The sequence below is a fragment of the Pseudomonas sp. 43mfcvi1.1 genome, from assembly GCF_900115935.1.
Taxonomy (GTDB): Bacteria; Pseudomonadota; Gammaproteobacteria; order Pseudomonadales; family Pseudomonadaceae; genus Aquipseudomonas; species Aquipseudomonas bijieensis.
In genome coordinates, this window is record NZ_UETT01000001.1 from 555,860 (window position 1) to 571,844 (window position 15,985).

At 61.4% G+C, this 15,985-nt stretch carries 18 protein-coding genes; 10 read left to right on the forward strand and 8 right to left on the reverse strand.

Annotated features, from left to right (window positions below):
* Positions 1 to 15 precede the first annotated feature (15 nt).
* Positions 16 to 963, reverse strand: a complete 948-nt coding sequence (locus DTP52_RS02590) for a LysR family transcriptional regulator (RefSeq protein ID WP_109751704.1) — start codon at positions 961 to 963, stop codon at positions 16 to 18.
* A gap of 142 nt (positions 964 to 1,105) precedes the next feature.
* Between DTP52_RS02590 and DTP52_RS02595 the strand changes: the two genes are divergently transcribed.
* The gene (locus DTP52_RS02595) at positions 1,106 to 1,708 is read left to right on the forward strand and encodes an NADPH-dependent F420 reductase (protein WP_109751843.1); all 603 of its coding nucleotides are present in this window, start codon (positions 1,106 to 1,108) and stop codon (positions 1,706 to 1,708) included.
* A 14-nt stretch (positions 1,709 to 1,722) separates the two neighbouring features.
* On the opposite strand, the gene DTP52_RS02600 is transcribed toward DTP52_RS02595, so the two are convergent.
* Entirely contained in the window at positions 1,723 to 2,655 is a 933-nt protein-coding gene (locus DTP52_RS02600; RefSeq protein WP_109751705.1) for a LysR family transcriptional regulator, read from the reverse strand.
* A gap of 112 nt (positions 2,656 to 2,767) precedes the next feature.
* On the opposite strand from DTP52_RS02600, the gene DTP52_RS02605 reads away from it, so the two are divergent.
* On the forward strand, positions 2,768 to 3,262 hold the full coding sequence (locus DTP52_RS02605; protein ID WP_109751706.1) for a DMT family transporter: 495 nt from the start codon (positions 2,768 to 2,770) through the stop codon (positions 3,260 to 3,262).
* Positions 3,263 to 3,264: 2 nt separating this feature from the next.
* On the forward strand, positions 3,265 to 3,717 hold the full coding sequence (locus tag DTP52_RS02610) for a DMT family transporter (RefSeq protein ID WP_109751707.1): 453 nt from the start codon (positions 3,265 to 3,267) through the stop codon (positions 3,715 to 3,717).
* A 5-nt stretch (positions 3,718 to 3,722) separates the two neighbouring features.
* Here DTP52_RS02610 and DTP52_RS02615 read toward each other — a convergent pair whose 3' ends face one another.
* The 3 genes from DTP52_RS02615 to DTP52_RS02625 form a co-directional block, all read right to left on the reverse strand.
* Positions 3,723 to 4,004 (reverse strand): hypothetical protein, encoded by a 282-nt coding sequence (locus tag DTP52_RS02615; protein ID WP_109751708.1) that lies wholly within the window; start codon positions 4,002 to 4,004, stop codon positions 3,723 to 3,725.
* A gap of 128 nt (positions 4,005 to 4,132) precedes the next feature.
* Positions 4,133 to 5,149, reverse strand: a complete 1,017-nt coding sequence (locus DTP52_RS02620; RefSeq protein ID WP_109751709.1) for a purine nucleoside permease — start codon at positions 5,147 to 5,149, stop codon at positions 4,133 to 4,135.
* A gap of 41 nt (positions 5,150 to 5,190) precedes the next feature.
* Positions 5,191 to 6,141, reverse strand: a complete 951-nt coding sequence (locus DTP52_RS02625) for a nucleoside-specific channel-forming protein Tsx (protein ID WP_109751710.1) — start codon at positions 6,139 to 6,141, stop codon at positions 5,191 to 5,193.
* A 308-nt stretch (positions 6,142 to 6,449) separates the two neighbouring features.
* Here DTP52_RS02625 and selD point away from each other — a divergent pair, with 308 nt between their 5' ends.
* Positions 6,450 to 7,484 (forward strand): selenide, water dikinase SelD, encoded by a 1,035-nt coding sequence (selD, locus tag DTP52_RS02630; RefSeq protein WP_109751711.1) that lies wholly within the window; start codon positions 6,450 to 6,452, stop codon positions 7,482 to 7,484.
* Positions 7,484 to 8,587, forward strand: coding sequence for a tRNA 2-selenouridine(34) synthase MnmH (mnmH, locus tag DTP52_RS02635; protein ID WP_109751712.1), 1,104 nt, complete (start codon positions 7,484 to 7,486; stop codon positions 8,585 to 8,587). Before selD ends, mnmH begins: the two co-directional genes overlap by 1 nt.
* Positions 8,588 to 8,729: 142 nt before the next feature.
* Here the strand turns inward: mnmH and DTP52_RS02640 are convergent, their stop codons facing one another.
* The gene (locus DTP52_RS02640; protein WP_109751713.1) at positions 8,730 to 9,404 is read right to left on the reverse strand and encodes a histidine phosphatase family protein; all 675 of its coding nucleotides are present in this window, start codon (positions 9,402 to 9,404) and stop codon (positions 8,730 to 8,732) included.
* Between the two features lie 316 nt (positions 9,405 to 9,720).
* Between DTP52_RS02640 and DTP52_RS02645 the strand changes: the two genes are divergently transcribed.
* The 4 genes from DTP52_RS02645 to DTP52_RS02665 all read left to right on the forward strand — a co-directional run bounded on the left by DTP52_RS02645 (position 9,721) and on the right by DTP52_RS02665 (position 14,001).
* Entirely contained in the window at positions 9,721 to 10,419 is a 699-nt protein-coding gene (locus DTP52_RS02645; protein WP_109751714.1) for a glutathione binding-like protein, read from the forward strand.
* Positions 10,416 to 11,273, forward strand: coding sequence for a PhzF family phenazine biosynthesis protein (locus DTP52_RS02650; RefSeq protein ID WP_109751715.1), 858 nt, complete (start codon positions 10,416 to 10,418; stop codon positions 11,271 to 11,273). The genes DTP52_RS02645 and DTP52_RS02650 overlap by 4 nt, the downstream gene beginning before the upstream one ends.
* A 114-nt stretch (positions 11,274 to 11,387) precedes the next feature.
* Positions 11,388 to 12,362, forward strand: a complete 975-nt coding sequence (gene hemB / locus DTP52_RS02655) for a porphobilinogen synthase (protein ID WP_109751716.1) — start codon at positions 11,388 to 11,390, stop codon at positions 12,360 to 12,362.
* A 544-nt stretch (positions 12,363 to 12,906) separates the two neighbouring features.
* The gene (locus DTP52_RS02665; protein WP_109751717.1) at positions 12,907 to 14,001 is read left to right on the forward strand and encodes a DUF1615 domain-containing protein; all 1,095 of its coding nucleotides are present in this window, start codon (positions 12,907 to 12,909) and stop codon (positions 13,999 to 14,001) included.
* Positions 14,002 to 14,100: 99 nt separating this feature from the next.
* On the opposite strand, the gene DTP52_RS02670 is transcribed toward DTP52_RS02665, so the two are convergent.
* Positions 14,101 to 14,613, reverse strand: a complete 513-nt coding sequence (locus DTP52_RS02670; RefSeq protein WP_063325134.1) for a hypothetical protein — start codon at positions 14,611 to 14,613, stop codon at positions 14,101 to 14,103.
* A 193-nt stretch (positions 14,614 to 14,806) separates the two neighbouring features.
* Here DTP52_RS02670 and DTP52_RS02675 point away from each other — a divergent pair, with 193 nt between their 5' ends.
* Positions 14,807 to 15,436 carry a glutathione S-transferase family protein gene (locus DTP52_RS02675; protein ID WP_109751718.1) on the forward strand — a complete coding sequence of 210 codons (630 nt, stop codon included), beginning with the start codon at positions 14,807 to 14,809 and terminating at the stop codon, positions 15,434 to 15,436.
* A gap of 1 nt (position 15,437) precedes the next feature.
* Here the strand turns inward: DTP52_RS02675 and DTP52_RS02680 are convergent, their stop codons facing one another.
* Positions 15,438 to 15,974 (reverse strand): membrane integrity-associated transporter subunit PqiC, encoded by a 537-nt coding sequence (locus DTP52_RS02680; RefSeq protein WP_109751719.1) that lies wholly within the window; start codon positions 15,972 to 15,974, stop codon positions 15,438 to 15,440.
* Positions 15,975 to 15,985: the final 11 nt, after the last annotated feature.

The window sequence follows — 15,985 nt, forward strand, 5'->3', positions numbered from 1 at the left end:
GTGCTCGGAGGCCGATCATCCCATGGGCGCTGCACTGGATTCCAGCGCGCAGAAACGCTTGGCCAGCCCTTCGCGTTCGAAATGTTCGGTGATGAAGTCAATAAAGCCCCGGGTCTTGGCGGGCATCAATGTGCGGCTGGGGTAATACAAGGAGATTGCGCCAAGGTCCATGTACCAGTCCGGCAGCAACCGCACCAATTCGCCCCGTTCCAGCCAGGGCAGCACGTCCGGCACCGTCAACAGTGAGATACCCAGGCCCAGCAGGGTGGCTTCGCGCATGGCGACGGGGTCGTTGAGGACGATGGATTCGGGCAGCCGCAGCGCCGATTCAAGCCCGGCAGCGTTGCGCATCACGGCCTGGCGCACGCGACCGGTCAGGCTCGAGCGCAGCACGATGTTATCGAAGTGGGCCAGGTCTTCTGGATGCGCGGGCCGGGGGTGTGTAACCAGGTAGGCAGGACTTGCCACCGCGATCAGATGGGCCGGGGCCAAGGTGCGCGAGACGACGCCGGGCGTCAGTTCGAAGCCGCCGCCAATCGCCGCGTCGAAGCCTTCGGCGATCAGGTCTACCCGGCGGTTTTCGAAATGCCATTGTGGCCGGATCAGCGGATAGCGAGCCAGGAATTGCGGCATCAGCGGCAACACATGCCCGATGCCGAAACTCGGTGACAGGCTCACTCGCAATACCCCGGCCGGTTCACCCCGTTCCGTGGTCACGGCGCCGATGGCCGTCTGCAAGGCTTCGAGGTGAGCGCCGATACTGGCCAGGAAGTGTTCGCCGTTTTCGGTCAGGGACAATTTTCGGGTCGAGCGCTGGAACAGGCGCACGCCCAGGTTGCGCTCGAGCATCGCTACGTTGCGGCTGACGGCGGCAGGCGTCAGGCCCAGCAATCTGGCGGCAGCGGAAAAACTCCCCGTCTCGGCACTGCGGGCGAAGCATTCAAGGTTGGCGAGGGTTTCCATGGCGTTCTGCCTGATAGCAATGCTTGAAAATGATTCAAGCTATTACCGGCTAATCAGGCGGGAATGACAAGAGCAATATGCACCCCAACGGCGGACATCACCGCCAGGCTTATCCCAACCTTTGAGGACAGACGACATGAGTATCGAAACCATCGGCATCATCGGCGCCGGCGCCATTGGCAGTGCTTTCGCCCGCGCCCTGGCCCGCCAGAACATCAACGTGGTGATTGCCAACAGCCGTGGCCCGGACAGCCTGGCCGGGCTGGTCGCCGATCTGGGGCCCACCGTGCGTGCCGGCACCGTGCAGCAAGCCGCGGCCCAGCCGATGGTGTTGGTGGCCGTTAACTGGTCGAGGCTGCCGGAGGCGTTGAGTGGTTTGCCGGACTTTGCCGGGCGCATCGTGATCGATGCCAACAATGCAATCAAAGTCCCGGAGTTCGAGGCGGTTGATCTGCAGGGCCGGGCTTCCACCGAGGTGTTCAGTGAGTGGGTGCCGGGCGCGCGGGTGGTCAAGGCCTTCAATCACTTGCTGGCGCGCCTGCTGGAGGCAGATCCGACGTCCGAAGGCGGCAAGCGGGTGCTGTTCCTGAGCGGTGACGACGTGCAGGCACGCGATGAGGTCGCGCAGTTGATCGAGCGCTTGGGATTCTTCGCCGTGGACCTGGGGCCCCTGAGTGTAGGCGCACGCTTGACCCAGTTCCCGGGCGGCCCTCTGCCGGTGCTGAACCTGGTCAAGTTCGACTGAGCCTCACAGTGCGCTCAGCGATCCCAATAGGGCACTTCGCCAAAACACTCCAGGAAAAAATCGATGACCGTGCGCACCTTCACTGACAGGCGTCGGCTGCCCGGCCAGAGAATGGCGATCTGCTGGGGTTCGAGGCTGTTGGAGGCCTGGTAATCCTCCAGTACCGGGACCAGCCTGCCATTGCGCAACGCTTCGCCGATCAGCCAGGACGGAAACATCACCAACCCCAGGCCTTGTTCGGCGGCCTGGGTCAAGGTGTCGGCGTGGTTGCCGGTGATCGGGCCCTTGACGCTGTAGGGCGTCCAGGCCTGGCCCGGGCGGCGGAAGAACCAGCGCTGCTGGCCGGTCACGCCTTTGTAGGCCAGGCATTGATGGGCCGCCAGATCCTGGGGTTTGAGCGGCACGCCGTGGCGAGCCAGGTAGGCGGGGCTGGCCGCGATCTGAAAACGATGGGGGGCGACGACCCGCGCCTGCATGCCTGAATCATGCAGCGGGCCGATCCGAAACAGCAGGTCGGCGCCTTCCTGCAGTGGGTCGACGTAACTGTCGGTCTGCTGGATCTCCAATTGCAGCTTTGGGTAGCGTTCGCACAACTGGCCCAGCCACGGTGTCAGGTGGCGCTGGCCGAATACCACCGGGGCGTTGATCCGCACCAGTCCGGAGGGCTCGCTGTGCTGTTCCTGCAAGGCTTGTTCGGCTTCCTCCAATTGCACCAGTAGCAGCCGCGCATGATGCCCCAGTAGGCGGCCGGCTTCGGTGGGGGACACGGCGCGGGTGTGCCTGTAAAGCAATTGCTGGTTCAGGGCCTGCTCCATCAGTTGGATCTGCCGGGAAATCGATGACGGAGCCAAGCCTTCGCGCCGGGCCACCTCCGAGAAACTGCCGTGATCGAGCACCGCGACAAACAAGCGAAGCGCCTTGAAGCCGAGTTCATTGAGGCCGTGCATGGGGTGGCGGTCCTGTGCGTATTACGCAAAAGTGTTGTCGGGATACTCCCATTTATCGCACAGGGACACCAGCCGATAATGCCGGCCTTCCTTTTCCAAACAGGTTCTGAGCATGCAGGTTTCCTCATTGAACGAAGCCGGTCCGGTGACGGCTGCCCAACCACGGTCGTTCTTGCGCTGGCTATTGTTGCCCGTGGTGATCCTGGCCGGTATGGGCTTGTCGGTAGAGGCCGGCCTGCTGGGGCCGCTTGGGAGCCAGGTCGGGCATTTGTGGGCCACCCTGAGCATCTTTGGCGTCGGCTCGGCGATTCTCTTCCTGCTATTACTGCTCAGCGGTCGGCAACAAGGCCCGGCCCTGAATGAACTGCCACGCTGGCAACTGATCGGCGGTTTCCTGGGGCCCATCTACGTGGTGGTGCTGACGCTCGCCACGCCCCACATCGGTATCGCCATGACCATGGTCGCGATCCTTTCCGGCCAGGTGGGAAAAAGTGTCTTGATCGACCATTTCGGCTGGTTCGGTGCGAGCCGCAAACGGGTCAACGGCGAACGTTGGCTGGCGTTGGCACTGATAGTCGTAGCCCTTATCCTGATTGCCCGAGGTTGAATATGAGTCTGTTCATTTTATTGCTGGTGGTGGTCGCTGCGGGTGCGGTGCTGAGTGTCCAGGCGGCTATCAACGGCCGCCTGGGCCAGACGGTCGGTGTGCTGCGCAGCAGCCTGCTGACCTTTGCTGTGGGCGCTGTGGTCACCGGGTTGCTGATCGTATTTTTCGAACCGGCCCACGCGGTCACCTTGCTGGATGTGCCGAAATGGCAGCTCAGCGGTGCGTTGTTCGGCGTCGTCTACATGATGGTGATGGTCGGTGCGGTGCCGCGGGTCGGGACGGGCGTGGCGACGGTGGCGGTGATCGTCGGGCAATTGGGCATGGGTATGTTGATCGACAACTTCGGCTGGCTGGGCAACCCGGCCATCGGGTTGTCCGGTAGCCGGATCCTGGCCATGGCCTGCCTGGCCTTGGCGCTGGTGTTCATGTATCGCAGCAGTGTGCAGCAGGCCTGAAGGGCTCAGTTGCTTTCGACATTCAGTCGCAGGCTGCCATCGTCCAGGCGCTCGGTGCTTCGGACGATGCCACTGGTTTGCCGGCCTTCGGCGCTGAATACTACGATCTGGGCTTTATCCAGGTCGTCCGGCATCGGTGGGTGTACGTGCAGTACGAACCATGGCGGTTCGGCGTCGTCGAAGCGTTTGACGTCGAACTGGCAAGTGGCATTTTGGGTCTGGTGCCCAAGTAGCGCGTCCAGGCCGTAATAGAAGTGAGTGCTGTCGGCAGCAAGGGGCATGTGCATCGGCGGTCTCCTGGGGACGCTCGGTGGATGTTCAAGTGATCCTGCCTGGAATGGAAAATTCCATCGGGTGAGCTATGGAAACTAGCTCACCACCCCTGCACATGTCCTGTGGTGTGAGCTTCGACAGATCACAAAGCAGGCACACCGTTTTCCCACACCGACCAGTTTTTCACGATGTCCTGCACCACCGGGTTGCCGGTGCGGAAGAGGTTTTCCAGTGCAGGAACGAACGCGCCCTGGTCAGCGTATTTGAGCAGGTTGTCCACTTCGTTGCCGCCGGGTTCGGGACGATCGAAGTCGGACCCGGCCCGCAGTACGGCCAGCCGGTTGATATCGACCCGACCTTCACGACTGGCTCGCAGCAAGGCCTCGTAGGTGGAGTTGTCCTCCTGTTGGGTGGTGCAGTAGACGCCTTTGTTATCCGTGAGCAGGCGGGTCCAGACCTCGGCGCGTTCGCTCAGGCGCGTACCGGAGAACCAGGTGTTGCCGGCCAGGGTGTCGCAGCGGGTCACCACCGGTGGCTGGTTGGCCGGTGCATACGGATATTTCAAACGCCAGGCGGCTGACTCCTTGCTTTCAGTCAGGGCCACTTTCTGGCTGAGGGCAAATGCCTTGGCTTGCAGGGCCGGGTTGAGTTCGAAGACTTCGGTCTTGTAGTCCAGCGGCGGCTTTTCATTCGGCCCCTTGGTGTTGATGCCCAGGTAGCCGGTGGGCCAATCCTTGGGTACATCGCGCGAATCAAGCTCCCATTGGGTGCCGAATTCCACCAGGTAATGGGCCCAGGCAGTCGTCCCGAGGGTGCCATGGTGCGGGTTGATCCCGGCGATCCCGGCTACCAGGAAATAGCTTTTGCGCAGGTCGACGGTTGGCGAGAGCGCCAGGGCCAGTGTCGAGGCCGCGGCGTTGGTCTGGCCCATGCCGGTGATCAGCAGGCAAACCCGCTCGGCATTGCAGCGGATCGTTGGATACTCGGCGGACAGCCCTGGTATACGGATCTCATTCTTGAGCTGCAGGCGTTCGATCCAGTTCTGCGCCTCGGGAGCGAACATCGTGATCAGCATGACTTTGGGTTGAAGCGGCGGTGTGGCCCCGGCGGTCGAGCAGAACAGGGCCAAACCGATTGAAGCAAGCAGGCGATTGGTCATGAATCGTTACCTCCATGGATTAGAAAGGGGCGAGCAGGGGCTCAGAATTGATAGCCGACACCCGCGTAGTATCCCCACCCATCGGAACGGGCGCGGAAGTTACCGTCGCCAAAGTTAAGCTCACTGCCGTCCTGCCAGTTGCCGCCGTTGTGAAAGTAACGGCCCACCAGGGTGAAGCGCAGGTGCGTGAAGGAATACAGCAAGACGTTGGTGGCGACTGTGGCGTTGGCGGTGCGGGCCGGGTTGTCCTTGTGCAGGTCTGAACCGAAATCGAAGTTGGTGAAGCCGATGTACGTCAGCGAGGCGCCGTTGCTGAACTGGCTGATCGGCACGATGTATTTGAGTTGGGCGCGATAGCCATCCCAGGAATATTCATTGCTGGCGCCATAGTTTTCCCATTGATAACGCCCGTAGAAGTTGGCCGACAGGTTGACCCGCGAATGGGTATCGATGTCGGTGCCCAGGCCGCTGTACAAGGTGTTCGCGCGATTGGCGCTATTGCTGCCGTGATCGTAGATCCAGTCGAACGCCACATACCACTCCTTGAATGGCCCGATGGCCAGGCTGCGGCCAGTCATGTAGTCGATGGAAATACGCGGTTCATGCTCCATGAACACCGGCGAGCCGTGATCCCACACGCCTTTGTCGTGGCTGTTGCCGATGTCGAAGATCTTTGGGATGTCGATATAGCCATACAGCTCGAACGGCCCCTTGCGTCCGAAATATTCGTATTCCAGATAGATGTCATCAACGGGTTGCGGGCCGAAGCTGATGTCCTTGCTGCCGATGATCGTCAGATCCTGGTTGTACCAGTCGGACAGGTAGACACCTTTTTTCGAGGAAGTGGCTTCAGGGCTGAGCGCCTCACCTTGGGCGGATGCTTCGCTCGTCTGGGCCTGGCTGGTGGTGCTGAGTAATCCGGTAACGGCGGTCAGTAGCACAGCGGCTGCGAATACGCCGGGCGCGGCGTGACACCGAGGATTGAAGTCCATGGAAAGTCCTTGTTCGTGCGGGTCGAAACCCGGGTTCCGTGATTGAAAAAACGCGACTCGCTTCGGCGTTGCGAGTGATTTCGCAAACGTTTGCACATCCTGTACCAGTTTTTCGTACTGGCTTGAAAAACATGTATTTAGGACATTTTTCCTGTCCTTATGGTCAGGCGTCGTGCACGACCTGTTACCCGGTTCCTTGAAGGGGCACCAAAAGGTGGCAGGGCGTAAGGGGGCACTGTCGTGCAGCGACACAGGACCGTCGGCGTTGCTGGTAGACTCGTTCCAATTGACTGACACGAGGTATGCCCATGAGCGAGCCGATTCGCCTGACCCAGTACAGCCACGGCGCCGGTTGCGGCTGCAAGATTTCGCCCCAGGTGCTGGAAGTGATCCTGGCCGGCAGCGGTGCGCAAAACCTTGATCCCAAGCTGTGGGTCGGCAACGCCTCCCGGGACGATGCTGCGGTATACGCCATCGACGAGGAACGCGGCGTGGTCTCGACCACCGATTTCTTCATGCCGATTGTCGATGACCCGTTCGATTTCGGTCGCATCGCCGCCACCAATGCCATCAGCGACATCTACGCCATGGGCGGTGACCCGCTGATGGCTATCGCGATCCTCGGTTGGCCAGTCAATGTATTGGCCCCGGAAATTGCCCGGGAAGTGATTCGCGGTGGTCGTTCAGTGTGCGACGAGGCGGGTATCCCCCTGGCTGGCGGACATTCGATCGACGCGCCTGAGCCGATTTTCGGCCTGGCGGTCACAGGGCTGGTGCAAAAGCGCCACATGAAACGCAACGACACGGCTATCGCCGGTTGCCGCCTGTACCTGACCAAGCCCCTGGGCATCGGCATCCTGACCACGGCGGAAAAGAAGGGCAAGCTGCGCGCCGCCGATGTTGGCCTGGCCCGTGACTGGATGTGCACCCTCAACAAACCCGGCAGCCGCTTCGGCAAGCTCGACGGTGTGACGGCGATGACCGACGTCACCGGTTTCGGCCTGCTTGGGCACTTGGTGGAAATGGCTGACGGCAGCCAACTGACCGCGCGCATCCGCTATGACGCAGTGCCGCGTCTGCCGGGTGTCGAGTACTACCTCGACCTGGGGTGTGTGCCGGGCGGTACGTTGCGCAACTACGACAGCTATGCCAGCAAGGTCGGTCGGGTCCAGGAACTGCACAAGCGCGTGCTGTGCGATCCGCAGACCAGTGGCGGCCTGTTGATTGCGGTCACCGCCGAAGGCGAGGGCGAATTCCTGCGGGTTGCCGCTGAACTGGGCCTGGCCCTGGAGCCCATCGGCGAACTGGTCGAGCGACAGACCTACGCGGTCGAGGTGTCTTGATGGGCCATGACATCACCGATTACCGCGACATCTTCCTCAATGACCGACCGATGATGGACACCCGTGCCCCGGTCGAATTCATCAAGGGCGCCTTCCCCGGTGTGGTCAATTTGCCGTTGATGACCGACAGCGAACGGCAACGCGTCGGTACCTGCTACAAACAACAGGGACAGCAGGCCGCCATTGTCCTGGGGCACCAACTGGTATCCGGTGAAACCAAGGCCCAGCGCATCCAGGCCTGGGCCGAGTTCGCCAAGGCCCATCCCGACGGTGTGCTGTATTGCTTTCGCGGAGGCTTGCGTTCGCAGATCGTCCAGCAGTGGCTCAAGGACGAAGCGGGCATTGACTACCCCAGGGTCGGTGGTGGCTACAAGGCCATGCGTACGTTCCTGCTGGAGACTGTCGAGCAGGCGGTGAGCCAGTGCGACCTGGTGCTACTGGGCGGCATGACCGGCACCGGCAAGACTGAAGTGCTGGGTCAGTTGGGCAACAGCCTGGATCTGGAAGGGCATGCCAACCACCGTGGTTCGAGCTTCGGCAAACGCGCCACCGGCCAGCCTTCCAACATCGATTTTGAAAACCGCCTGGCGGTGGATGTGCTGAAAAAGCGCGCCGCCGGCATCGAACAATTTATCCTTGAAGATGAGAGCCGTGCAGTCGGCAGTTGCGCCTTGCCGCTGTCCTTGTACCAGCGTATGCAGGAGGTTCCGATGGTCTGGCTGGAAGACAGCCTCGAGCACCGGGTGGAGCGGATCCTGCGCGATTACGTGGTCGATCTGTGTGCGGAGTTTGTCGCCGTGCATGGCGACGAAGGTTTTTCGCTGTTTTCCGAGCGGTTGCTGGCAAGTCTGGACAATATCCACAAACGCCTGGGCGGCGACCGTCACCGGCGCTTGATGAACATCTTGGAAACCGCCCTGGCCGAGCAGGCCAGCAGCGGCGCCGTCGACTTGCATCGCGGTTGGATCGAAGGCTTGTTGCGTGAGTATTACGACCCGATGTACGCGTTCCAGCGGGAAAAGAAGGGGCGGCGGATCGAGTTCTCGGGGGAGCAGGCGGCGGTGTTGGAGTATCTGCGTGAGCGGGCGGTTCGGGGAGGGTGAACTCGCAAGTTCGGGCTCATGATTGGAAAATACTAACCCGGTGGGAGCGAGCCTGCTCGCGATAGCGGTGCATCAGTCACATCAATGCCAATGGGGCCAACGCTATCGCGAGCAGGCTCGCTCCCACAGGGGGCCTTTTTGGTCAAGTCGGGCAGGCTTCCTGGCCGTTGTCCAAGCCTTGCTTGTAGCTCTGGCTGGTGAGGCTGGCCTTGCCGTTGTGCCAGGTCAGGGTCAGCACATACAGCGAATCATAATCGCCGGATGCCCAGTCATCGGTAATGGTCTGCTTCTTGCCCACGGCCTCGCCGGCAACCTTGTTGATCAGCTCCGGCAAGTAGCCATGGGACCAAGCGGTATAGATGGTCGAGTTGTGGTACTTGTCATGCAGCAATTCGTCCGCCAGGTCGCCGGTATCGTTGGCCGAAAAATTGATGTTCACCGGCAACCCGAGCTTGATGGCACTGGGGCTGATGGTCATCAGCGGGCGAATATAGCTATAGGAATTGTCCAGCTCACCCTCTTCGACATTGCGGGTAGGGTTGGCTGCGAACACGTAGTCGGCCTTGCCGAATTTTTCTGGCAGCAGGGTCGCCAGGTCGATGGCGCGGTTAAGGCCCTGGCAGTTGAGCTGGCCCAGGCCTCCGGCGGGTTTCTCGGCGTGGCGCAGGAACACCAGGGTCTGGATGCCATCGACTGGCTGGGCGCGACTGACGCTCGATTCCAGCGACAGCACCAGGCCACAGGTCACAAGCAGCGTCGGCAGCAACAGCCACGAACGGCGTTTGAAGCGTCTGGCGAAATTCAGTGGGTTCATCATCGAATAAATGTTCTTTTGAACTCTCTAGTCAGGCTGACAAACCTGGGGCACCGGGAAGCGTTGGCCTCGGGTGTTTTTCCGTGTCGTTACTCCGCTTCGGTTCCAAAGGGGCACTGCTCAGAGTCTCTTCGTGCCCTTTGGTTCGATCTCGGTTGATCCCGTGCACTGTAAGGCCTCCTGTTTGGAGGTCAGTCGAATCTTAGCGACAGGATGTTGCGGAATTAAGAACGGTCGGTGTGAAACCCGTGATGCGCTGGTGCTGTCTGGCACATCTTGGATTATTCTCAGGCCTTTCCTTAATTGCCGAGCCTGTCCCATGCCCGACTTGACCTCATTCCCCATCAGCCAGAAATGGCCCGCCCAATACCCGGAGTGGCTCCAGCTCTACTCCCTGCCAACCCCTAACGGCGTGAAGGTCTCGATCATGCTGGAAGAGATCGGCCTGCCATACGAGCCCCACAAAGTGGACTTCGCCAGCAACGATCAGCTGTCGCCCGAGTTCCTTTCCCTGAACCCGAACAACAAGATCCCGGCGATTCTCGACCCTCATGGGCCGGGGGACCAACCGTTGGCGTTGTTCGAGTCGGGGGCGATCCTGATTTATCTGGCGGACAAGAGCGGACAGCTGCTGGCCCAGGAATCGGCGGCGCGCTACGAGACGATCCAGTGGTTGATGTTCCAGATGGGCGGGATCGGGCCGATGTTCGGGCAGTTGGGGTTCTTCAACAAGTTCGCCGGCAAGGACTACGAGGACAAGCGGCCGCGCGATCGCTACGTCGAGGAAAGCAAGCGCCTGCTCAAGGTGCTCGATGGCCGTCTGCAAGGGCGGGACTGGATCATGGGCGAGCGTTACACCATTGCCGATATCGCCACCTTTCCCTGGGTACGCAACTTGATCGGTTTTTATGAGGCAGGTGATCTGGTCGGTATCCAGAACTTCCCCAATGTGACGCGGGTGCTGGAGCGTTTCCTGGCCCGACCGGCTGTGGCACGTGGATTGAAGATCCCGGAATGAGTAACCCGCCGCCCCGCCGATTCGATTTCAAGCAACTGGATGTGTTCAGCGACGTACCCCTCAAGGGCAATCCGTTGGCGGTGGTGCTGGGGGCCGATGGGATCAGTGATTCGCGCATGGCGGCTTTTGCCAACTGGACCAACCTCAGCGAAACCACGTTCCTGTTGGCGCCGCAGCACCCGCAGGCCGATTACCGGGTGCGTATTTTCACCACCTCGACCGAATTGCCGTTTGCCGGGCATCCGACCCTGGGCAGTTGCCACGCCTGGCTGGAAGCCGGAGGCGTGCCGAAAGGGCAGGAGATCGTGCAGGAATGTGGCGTTGGCCTGGTCAGGATTCGCCGCAACGATCGTGGGTTGGCATTCCTCGCACCGCCCTTGCTCAAGTCCGGTCCGTTGGAGGCCGACCTGCTGGAGCGGGTGCGCAAGGCGCTGGGGCTCGCCGCCGAGGCGATTGTCGAGGCGCAATGGGTCGATAATGGTGCTGGCTGGCTGGCCTTGATGCTCAAGGATCGCCAGCAGGTCCTGACGCTCAAGCCCGATTATCATCAATTACTCGATCTGGCCGTGGGTGTGATCGCACCTTGGGATCGGGCCGTGGATGGCGATGCGGCACACTTTGAAGTGCGCGGCTTCATCGCCGGTGACGGCATGCCCGAGGACCCTGCTACCGGCAGCCTGAACGCCGGGCTCGCGCAATGGATGCTGGACAAGGGCCTGGCGTCTTCGTCCTATGTGGTCAGCCAGGGCTTGACCATGGGCCGGGCCGGGCGGATTCATGTCGAGCAAATAGGGGAGGAGATCTGGATTGGCGGCGCGGTGGTGACTTGCATCAATGGCTCGCTGACCTTGTGAGGCGATTATTGCCGCGCCGGTAACACTCTGTTTTCCTGCCGGCGTTTGTGCCCTGGTCGACCAGGGCATAAGCTTTGCCCCCTTGTGATCGAGCATCCATTTGCCAGGAGTCCCATGACCAGTCAGTTCCCCGAAGCCCGTCCACGCCGCCTGCGTCGCAATGCGAGCCTGCGCAGCCTGTTCCAGGAATCCGAGTTCACGTTGAACGACCTGGTGCTGCCGATTTTCGTCGAAGAAGAAATCGATGACTTCGTGCCGATCAACAGCATGCCGGGGGTGGTACGCATTCCTGAATCGAAGCTGGCCGGCGAGATCGAGCGCTATGCCCGTGCCGGCATCAAGGCGGTGATGACCTTTGGTGTGTCCCATCACCTGGACAACGACGGCAGCGACACCTGGAGCGAGCGCGGTCTGGTGTCGCGCATGGCCGGGATCTGCAAGGACGCGGTGCCGGAAATGATCGTGATGTCCGACACTTGCTTTTGCGAATACACCGATCATGGTCATTGCGGCGTCCTCCACGGGCACGAAGTGGACAACGACCGGACCCTGGTCAACCTGGGCAAGCAAGCCGTGGCGGCGGCCCGCGCCGGTGCCGATGTGATCGCGCCATCGGCGGCCATGGACGGGCAGGTCCAGGCCATTCGCAAGGCCTTGGACGAAGCCGGTTTCAGCCAGACGGCGATCATGGCCTATTCCACCAAGTTCGCCTCGGCGCTCTATGGTCCGTTCCGCGAGGCCGGCGGCAGCGCGCTGAAAGGCGATCGCAAGAGTTACCAGATGAACCCGATGAATCGCCGCGAAGCCCTGCGCGAATCCTTGCTCGATGAACAGGAAGGTGCCGATGCGCTGATGGTCAAGCCGGCCGGTGCCTACCTCGATATCATCCGCGACATTCGCCAGGCTTCGAACCTGCCGCTGTCGGCTTATCAGGTCAGTGGTGAATACGCGATGATCAAGTTCGCCGCCCAGGCCGGCGCCATCGACGAAGCCCGCGTGGTGCGCGAAAGCCTCGGCGCGATCAAGCGCGCGGGGGCAGACCTGATCTTCACTTATTTCGCGATGGATCTGGCGCTGAGCGGGATCTGATCAGCGCTGGATTTTCGCTGGGAGCGGGTGTTCACACATCCGGCGTTCACCCCAATCCCTGTGGGGGCTGAGCTTGCTCGCGATAGCGGTGGGTCAGCTTCGGTGATGTTGGATGTGCCGCCGTCATCGCGAGCAAGCTCGGCTCCCACACTGATTTGATTGGACGCAAGTTTTATATTCACCGCCATTCCCCTGTGGGAGCGAGCCTGCTCGCGATAGCGGTGGGTCAGTTGGCGGCGATGGTGAATGTGCCGCCGTCATCGCGAGCAAGCTCGGCTCCCACACTGATTTGATTGGACGCAAGTTTTATATTCACCGCCATTCCCCTGTGGGAGCGAGCCTGCTCGCGATAGCGGTGGGTCAGTTGGCGGCGATGGTGAATGTGCCGTCGGCATCGCGAGCAGGCTCGCTCCCACATTGGGTTTCTGGGGCTATCGAGCCGGTTTCCTTCCAGGACCATTTCGGTGCTCTGCGCGATAGAACATAGCCCGTACCCGCTTTTGATCGTATGGTTGCTCCGGAATAACAGACCTGATGGAGCACCATGCAACTCAATCGATTGATGATCAGCGTCGCCGCATTGCTGGCCCTTGCCGGTTGCGGCAGCCGCCAGGTCCAGGAGCCTGAGCGCCAGCCCGCCGAGGTCAAGGCGCAGATTGTGCGATTGCTGCCGGCCAAGACTGTGGATCGCGAGGGCTGGGCGACTGATATCTATGTCGCTTTCGCGGCTCAGCAGATCCCGACCACCACGCAGAACATCTGTGCTGTCCTGGCGGTGACCGAACAGGAGTCGACGTTCCAGGCCGACCCGCCGGTGCCGGGGCTGGGCAGGATCGCGCGTCAGGAGATCAACCGCCGTGCGGCGAAGGTGCACGTTCCGGAGCTGTTGGTCAGTGGTGCACTCCAGGTACGTTCGCCCAACGGCAAAAGCTACAGCGATCGGCTCAACGCGGCGCGTAGCGAGAAAGAACTGAGCGAGATTTTCGACGACTTCATTGGCATGGTGCCGTTGGGCAAGACACTGTTCGACGGTTTCAATCCGGTGCACACGGGTGGGCCAATGCAGGTCAGCATCGCCTTTGCCCAGGCCAATGCGCGAAATTATCCCTATACGGTAGATGGCTCGATTCGTCGCGAAGTGTTCAGTCGTCGTGGCGGGATGTACTTCGGTATCGCGCATTTGCTGGGCTATCCGGTGAGCTACACCGAGCCGTTGTATCGTTTTGCCGATTTCAATGCCGGGTGGTACGCCAGTCGTAACGCGGCTTTCCAGCATGCGGTAAGTGTAGCGTCGGGCATTTCCCTGGCGCTGGATGGCGATCTGGTTGCCCATGATTCAATCATGCCAGGCAGCACGGAATTGGCGGTACGTACGTTGGGCAAGTCGCTAGGGATGCGCAATCCGACCATTCGCGATCAATTGGAGCAGGGTGACAGCCTGGCATTCGAGGACAGCAAGCTCTACAAGCGTGTGTTCGAGATGGCTGAGCGGGCCGAGGGCAAGGCGTTGCCGCGGGCGGTACTGCCGGGGATCGTGCTCAAGAGCCCGAAGATTACGCGCAAGCTGACCACCGCGTGGTTCGCCAAGCGGGTGGATGAGCGTTATCAGCGGTGCATGGCGCGGACGTCGGGGCGTTAGCCAAACGCAGGCCAAGTAAAAGCCCGGCGGATAAGGCCGGGCTTTACTGGGATGGTGTGGGGGCGGGCGCTATCTGGAACGTTGTGACGACGGAACAACTCATACGCGGTTTTCGATCAAGCGATCAGAACCACCCTCGGCGACGCGACGTTCCAGCAGACGATCGGCACCGCCTTCGGCGACGCGGTTTTCGATCAGGCGATCAGAGCCACCCTCGGCGACGCGACGTTCCAGCAGACGATCGGCACCGCCTTCGGCGACGCGGTTTTCGATCAGGCGATCAGAGCCGCCTTCGGCGACGCGACGTTCCAGCAGACGATCGGCACCGCCTTCAGCGACGCGGTTTTCGATCAGGCGATCGGAGCCACCTTCAGCGACGCGACGCTCCAGCAGACGATCAGCCCCGCCTTCGGCAACGCGGTTTTCGATCAGGCGATCAGAACCGCCTTCGGCGACGCGACGTTCCAGCAGGCGATCGGCACCGCCTTCAGCGACGCGGTTTTCGATCAGGCGATCAGAACCGCCTTCAGCGACGACGGGTTGCGAGGAGGCGGCAAATACGTTGGCGGCCAGTACAGAGAAAGCGAGGCTGAGGATGACTTGGCGTTTCATGATGGTGTGCTCCGGGGTGCAGTAGGTTTGTGTGGGGCCATTGTTGTCCCGGGCGATCATCAAGAGAACTTCATTGACATGATGGTGAACATCGACGGCAGTGATAGCTCGTTGGGCCACTGCCGGTCAGCTCGATGGAACACTGATAGGCTCCCAGGCTCTACCGGCTAACCCTTATGCAGGAGGTGCGTCCATGTATCAGTTATTCGGTTACAGGCAATCCGGTTCCTCGGCGGTGGAGGTTGCCCTGTGTCTTTGTAAGGTGGCTTATCGGCGGGTCGATGCCTATTCGACCGAGGACAGCGATGCAGCGAAAGAGCTTGAGAAACTCAACCCGCAGAAGCAGGTGCCGACCCTGCTGTTGCCGGATGGCTCGGTGCTGACTGAGGCGGCGGCGATCCTGATCCACCTCGGGTTGACCTTCCCCGCATCGAAGCTGCTTCCGCAAGATCCGGCCCAGCGTGCGCAAGCCATACGGGGCCTGGTTTACATCGCGGCCAATTGCTACACGCCCATCGGCATTATCGATTTTCCGCAACGCTGGCTGGAGGATGCGGACGAAGCGACTCGGCAGCGTTTGATATCCGGCACGCAGCAACGGCTGCATCACAACTGGGCACTGTTTGCCGACCAGTTCCCGGCCCGACCTTTTCTCAGCGGTGCCGAGCCGGGGGCGCTGGATATCCTGGCGGCCGTGATCACGAAGTGGAGAGATACGCGGGCGGCGATGCTAAACGCACGTCCAGCGTTCTATGAGTTGTTGGAGCGCATCGATCACCATCCGCGTGTTGCGCCCGTGCTGTCGCTGCATTGGCCTGAGTGAATCAAGGGCACATCTTGCGTGCGGCCGCCTGCTCGACGAGGCCGACAAATTGCCGGACATTCTCCTGATGCGCCGTCACCAGCTCGTCGATACTGGCGCCCGTCGGCGTCTGCAGGCTGCTGCGGCAGGTGAGGGGGCGGGCGTCGTTGCCCGGGTTGCGCAGTCGCCATTGCACATCCATGCGGGCATAGCGGCCAGGGATCGAATCAAAGCGTTGCACGTCCACCCGCAGCAATGCTTTCGGCGCGCCGGGGTTGCCCAGTTGTTCGTCCAGGCTGCTGCGCAGTTCATCGGCCAGGCTGGCGCCCCACCATTGCGTTTCCAGGATCGCCAGCCCGCTGTTGCCCTGGCGTATGACGATCTGGGTGCGGTCCACCTGGGGCGGCACGCTGACCTGTTCGATCTGGATGTCCACGCCGGAGCGCGACTGGCCGGCCGGTTGGGCCGGGCTCAGGGTGTGGTAGTGGATCGGATCGCTGCGGCAGGCGCCCAGTAGCAACGCCACGGCAACCAGGGTGAGTTTCAGCGTCATCGGCATGGGGCGGGCTC

What these genes read in the sequence shown, in the direction of transcription:
- DTP52_RS02590 (WP_109751704.1), bottom strand. Translation starts at nt 963, where the DNA reads ATGGAAACCCTCGCCAACCTTGAATGCTTCGCCCGCAGTGCCGAGACG.
- DTP52_RS02600 (WP_109751705.1), bottom strand. Translation starts at nt 2,655, where the DNA reads ATGCACGGCCTCAATGAACTCGGCTTCAAGGCGCTTCGCTTGTTTGTC.
- DTP52_RS02605 (WP_109751706.1), top strand. Translation starts at nt 2,768, where the DNA reads ATGCAGGTTTCCTCATTGAACGAAGCCGGTCCGGTGACGGCTGCCCAA.
- DTP52_RS02610 (WP_109751707.1), top strand. Translation starts at nt 3,265, where the DNA reads ATGAGTCTGTTCATTTTATTGCTGGTGGTGGTCGCTGCGGGTGCGGTG.
- DTP52_RS02615 (WP_109751708.1), bottom strand. Translation starts at nt 4,004, where the DNA reads ATGCACATGCCCCTTGCTGCCGACAGCACTCACTTCTATTACGGCCTG.
- DTP52_RS02620 (WP_109751709.1), bottom strand. Translation starts at nt 5,149, where the DNA reads ATGACCAATCGCCTGCTTGCTTCAATCGGTTTGGCCCTGTTCTGCTCG.
- DTP52_RS02625 (WP_109751710.1), bottom strand. Translation starts at nt 6,141, where the DNA reads ATGGACTTCAATCCTCGGTGTCACGCCGCGCCCGGCGTATTCGCAGCC.
- selD (WP_109751711.1), top strand. Translation starts at nt 6,450, where the DNA reads ATGAGCGAGCCGATTCGCCTGACCCAGTACAGCCACGGCGCCGGTTGC.
- mnmH (WP_109751712.1), top strand. Translation starts at nt 7,484, where the DNA reads ATGGGCCATGACATCACCGATTACCGCGACATCTTCCTCAATGACCGA.
- DTP52_RS02640 (WP_109751713.1), bottom strand. Translation starts at nt 9,404, where the DNA reads ATGATGAACCCACTGAATTTCGCCAGACGCTTCAAACGCCGTTCGTGG.
- DTP52_RS02645 (WP_109751714.1), top strand. Translation starts at nt 9,721, where the DNA reads ATGCCCGACTTGACCTCATTCCCCATCAGCCAGAAATGGCCCGCCCAA.
- DTP52_RS02650 (WP_109751715.1), top strand. Translation starts at nt 10,416, where the DNA reads ATGAGTAACCCGCCGCCCCGCCGATTCGATTTCAAGCAACTGGATGTG.
- hemB (WP_109751716.1), top strand. Translation starts at nt 11,388, where the DNA reads ATGACCAGTCAGTTCCCCGAAGCCCGTCCACGCCGCCTGCGTCGCAAT.
- DTP52_RS02665 (WP_109751717.1), top strand. Translation starts at nt 12,907, where the DNA reads ATGCAACTCAATCGATTGATGATCAGCGTCGCCGCATTGCTGGCCCTT.
- DTP52_RS02670 (WP_063325134.1), bottom strand. Translation starts at nt 14,613, where the DNA reads ATGAAACGCCAAGTCATCCTCAGCCTCGCTTTCTCTGTACTGGCCGCC.
- DTP52_RS02675 (WP_109751718.1), top strand. Translation starts at nt 14,807, where the DNA reads ATGTATCAGTTATTCGGTTACAGGCAATCCGGTTCCTCGGCGGTGGAG.
- DTP52_RS02680 (WP_109751719.1), bottom strand. Translation starts at nt 15,974, where the DNA reads ATGCCGATGACGCTGAAACTCACCCTGGTTGCCGTGGCGTTGCTACTG.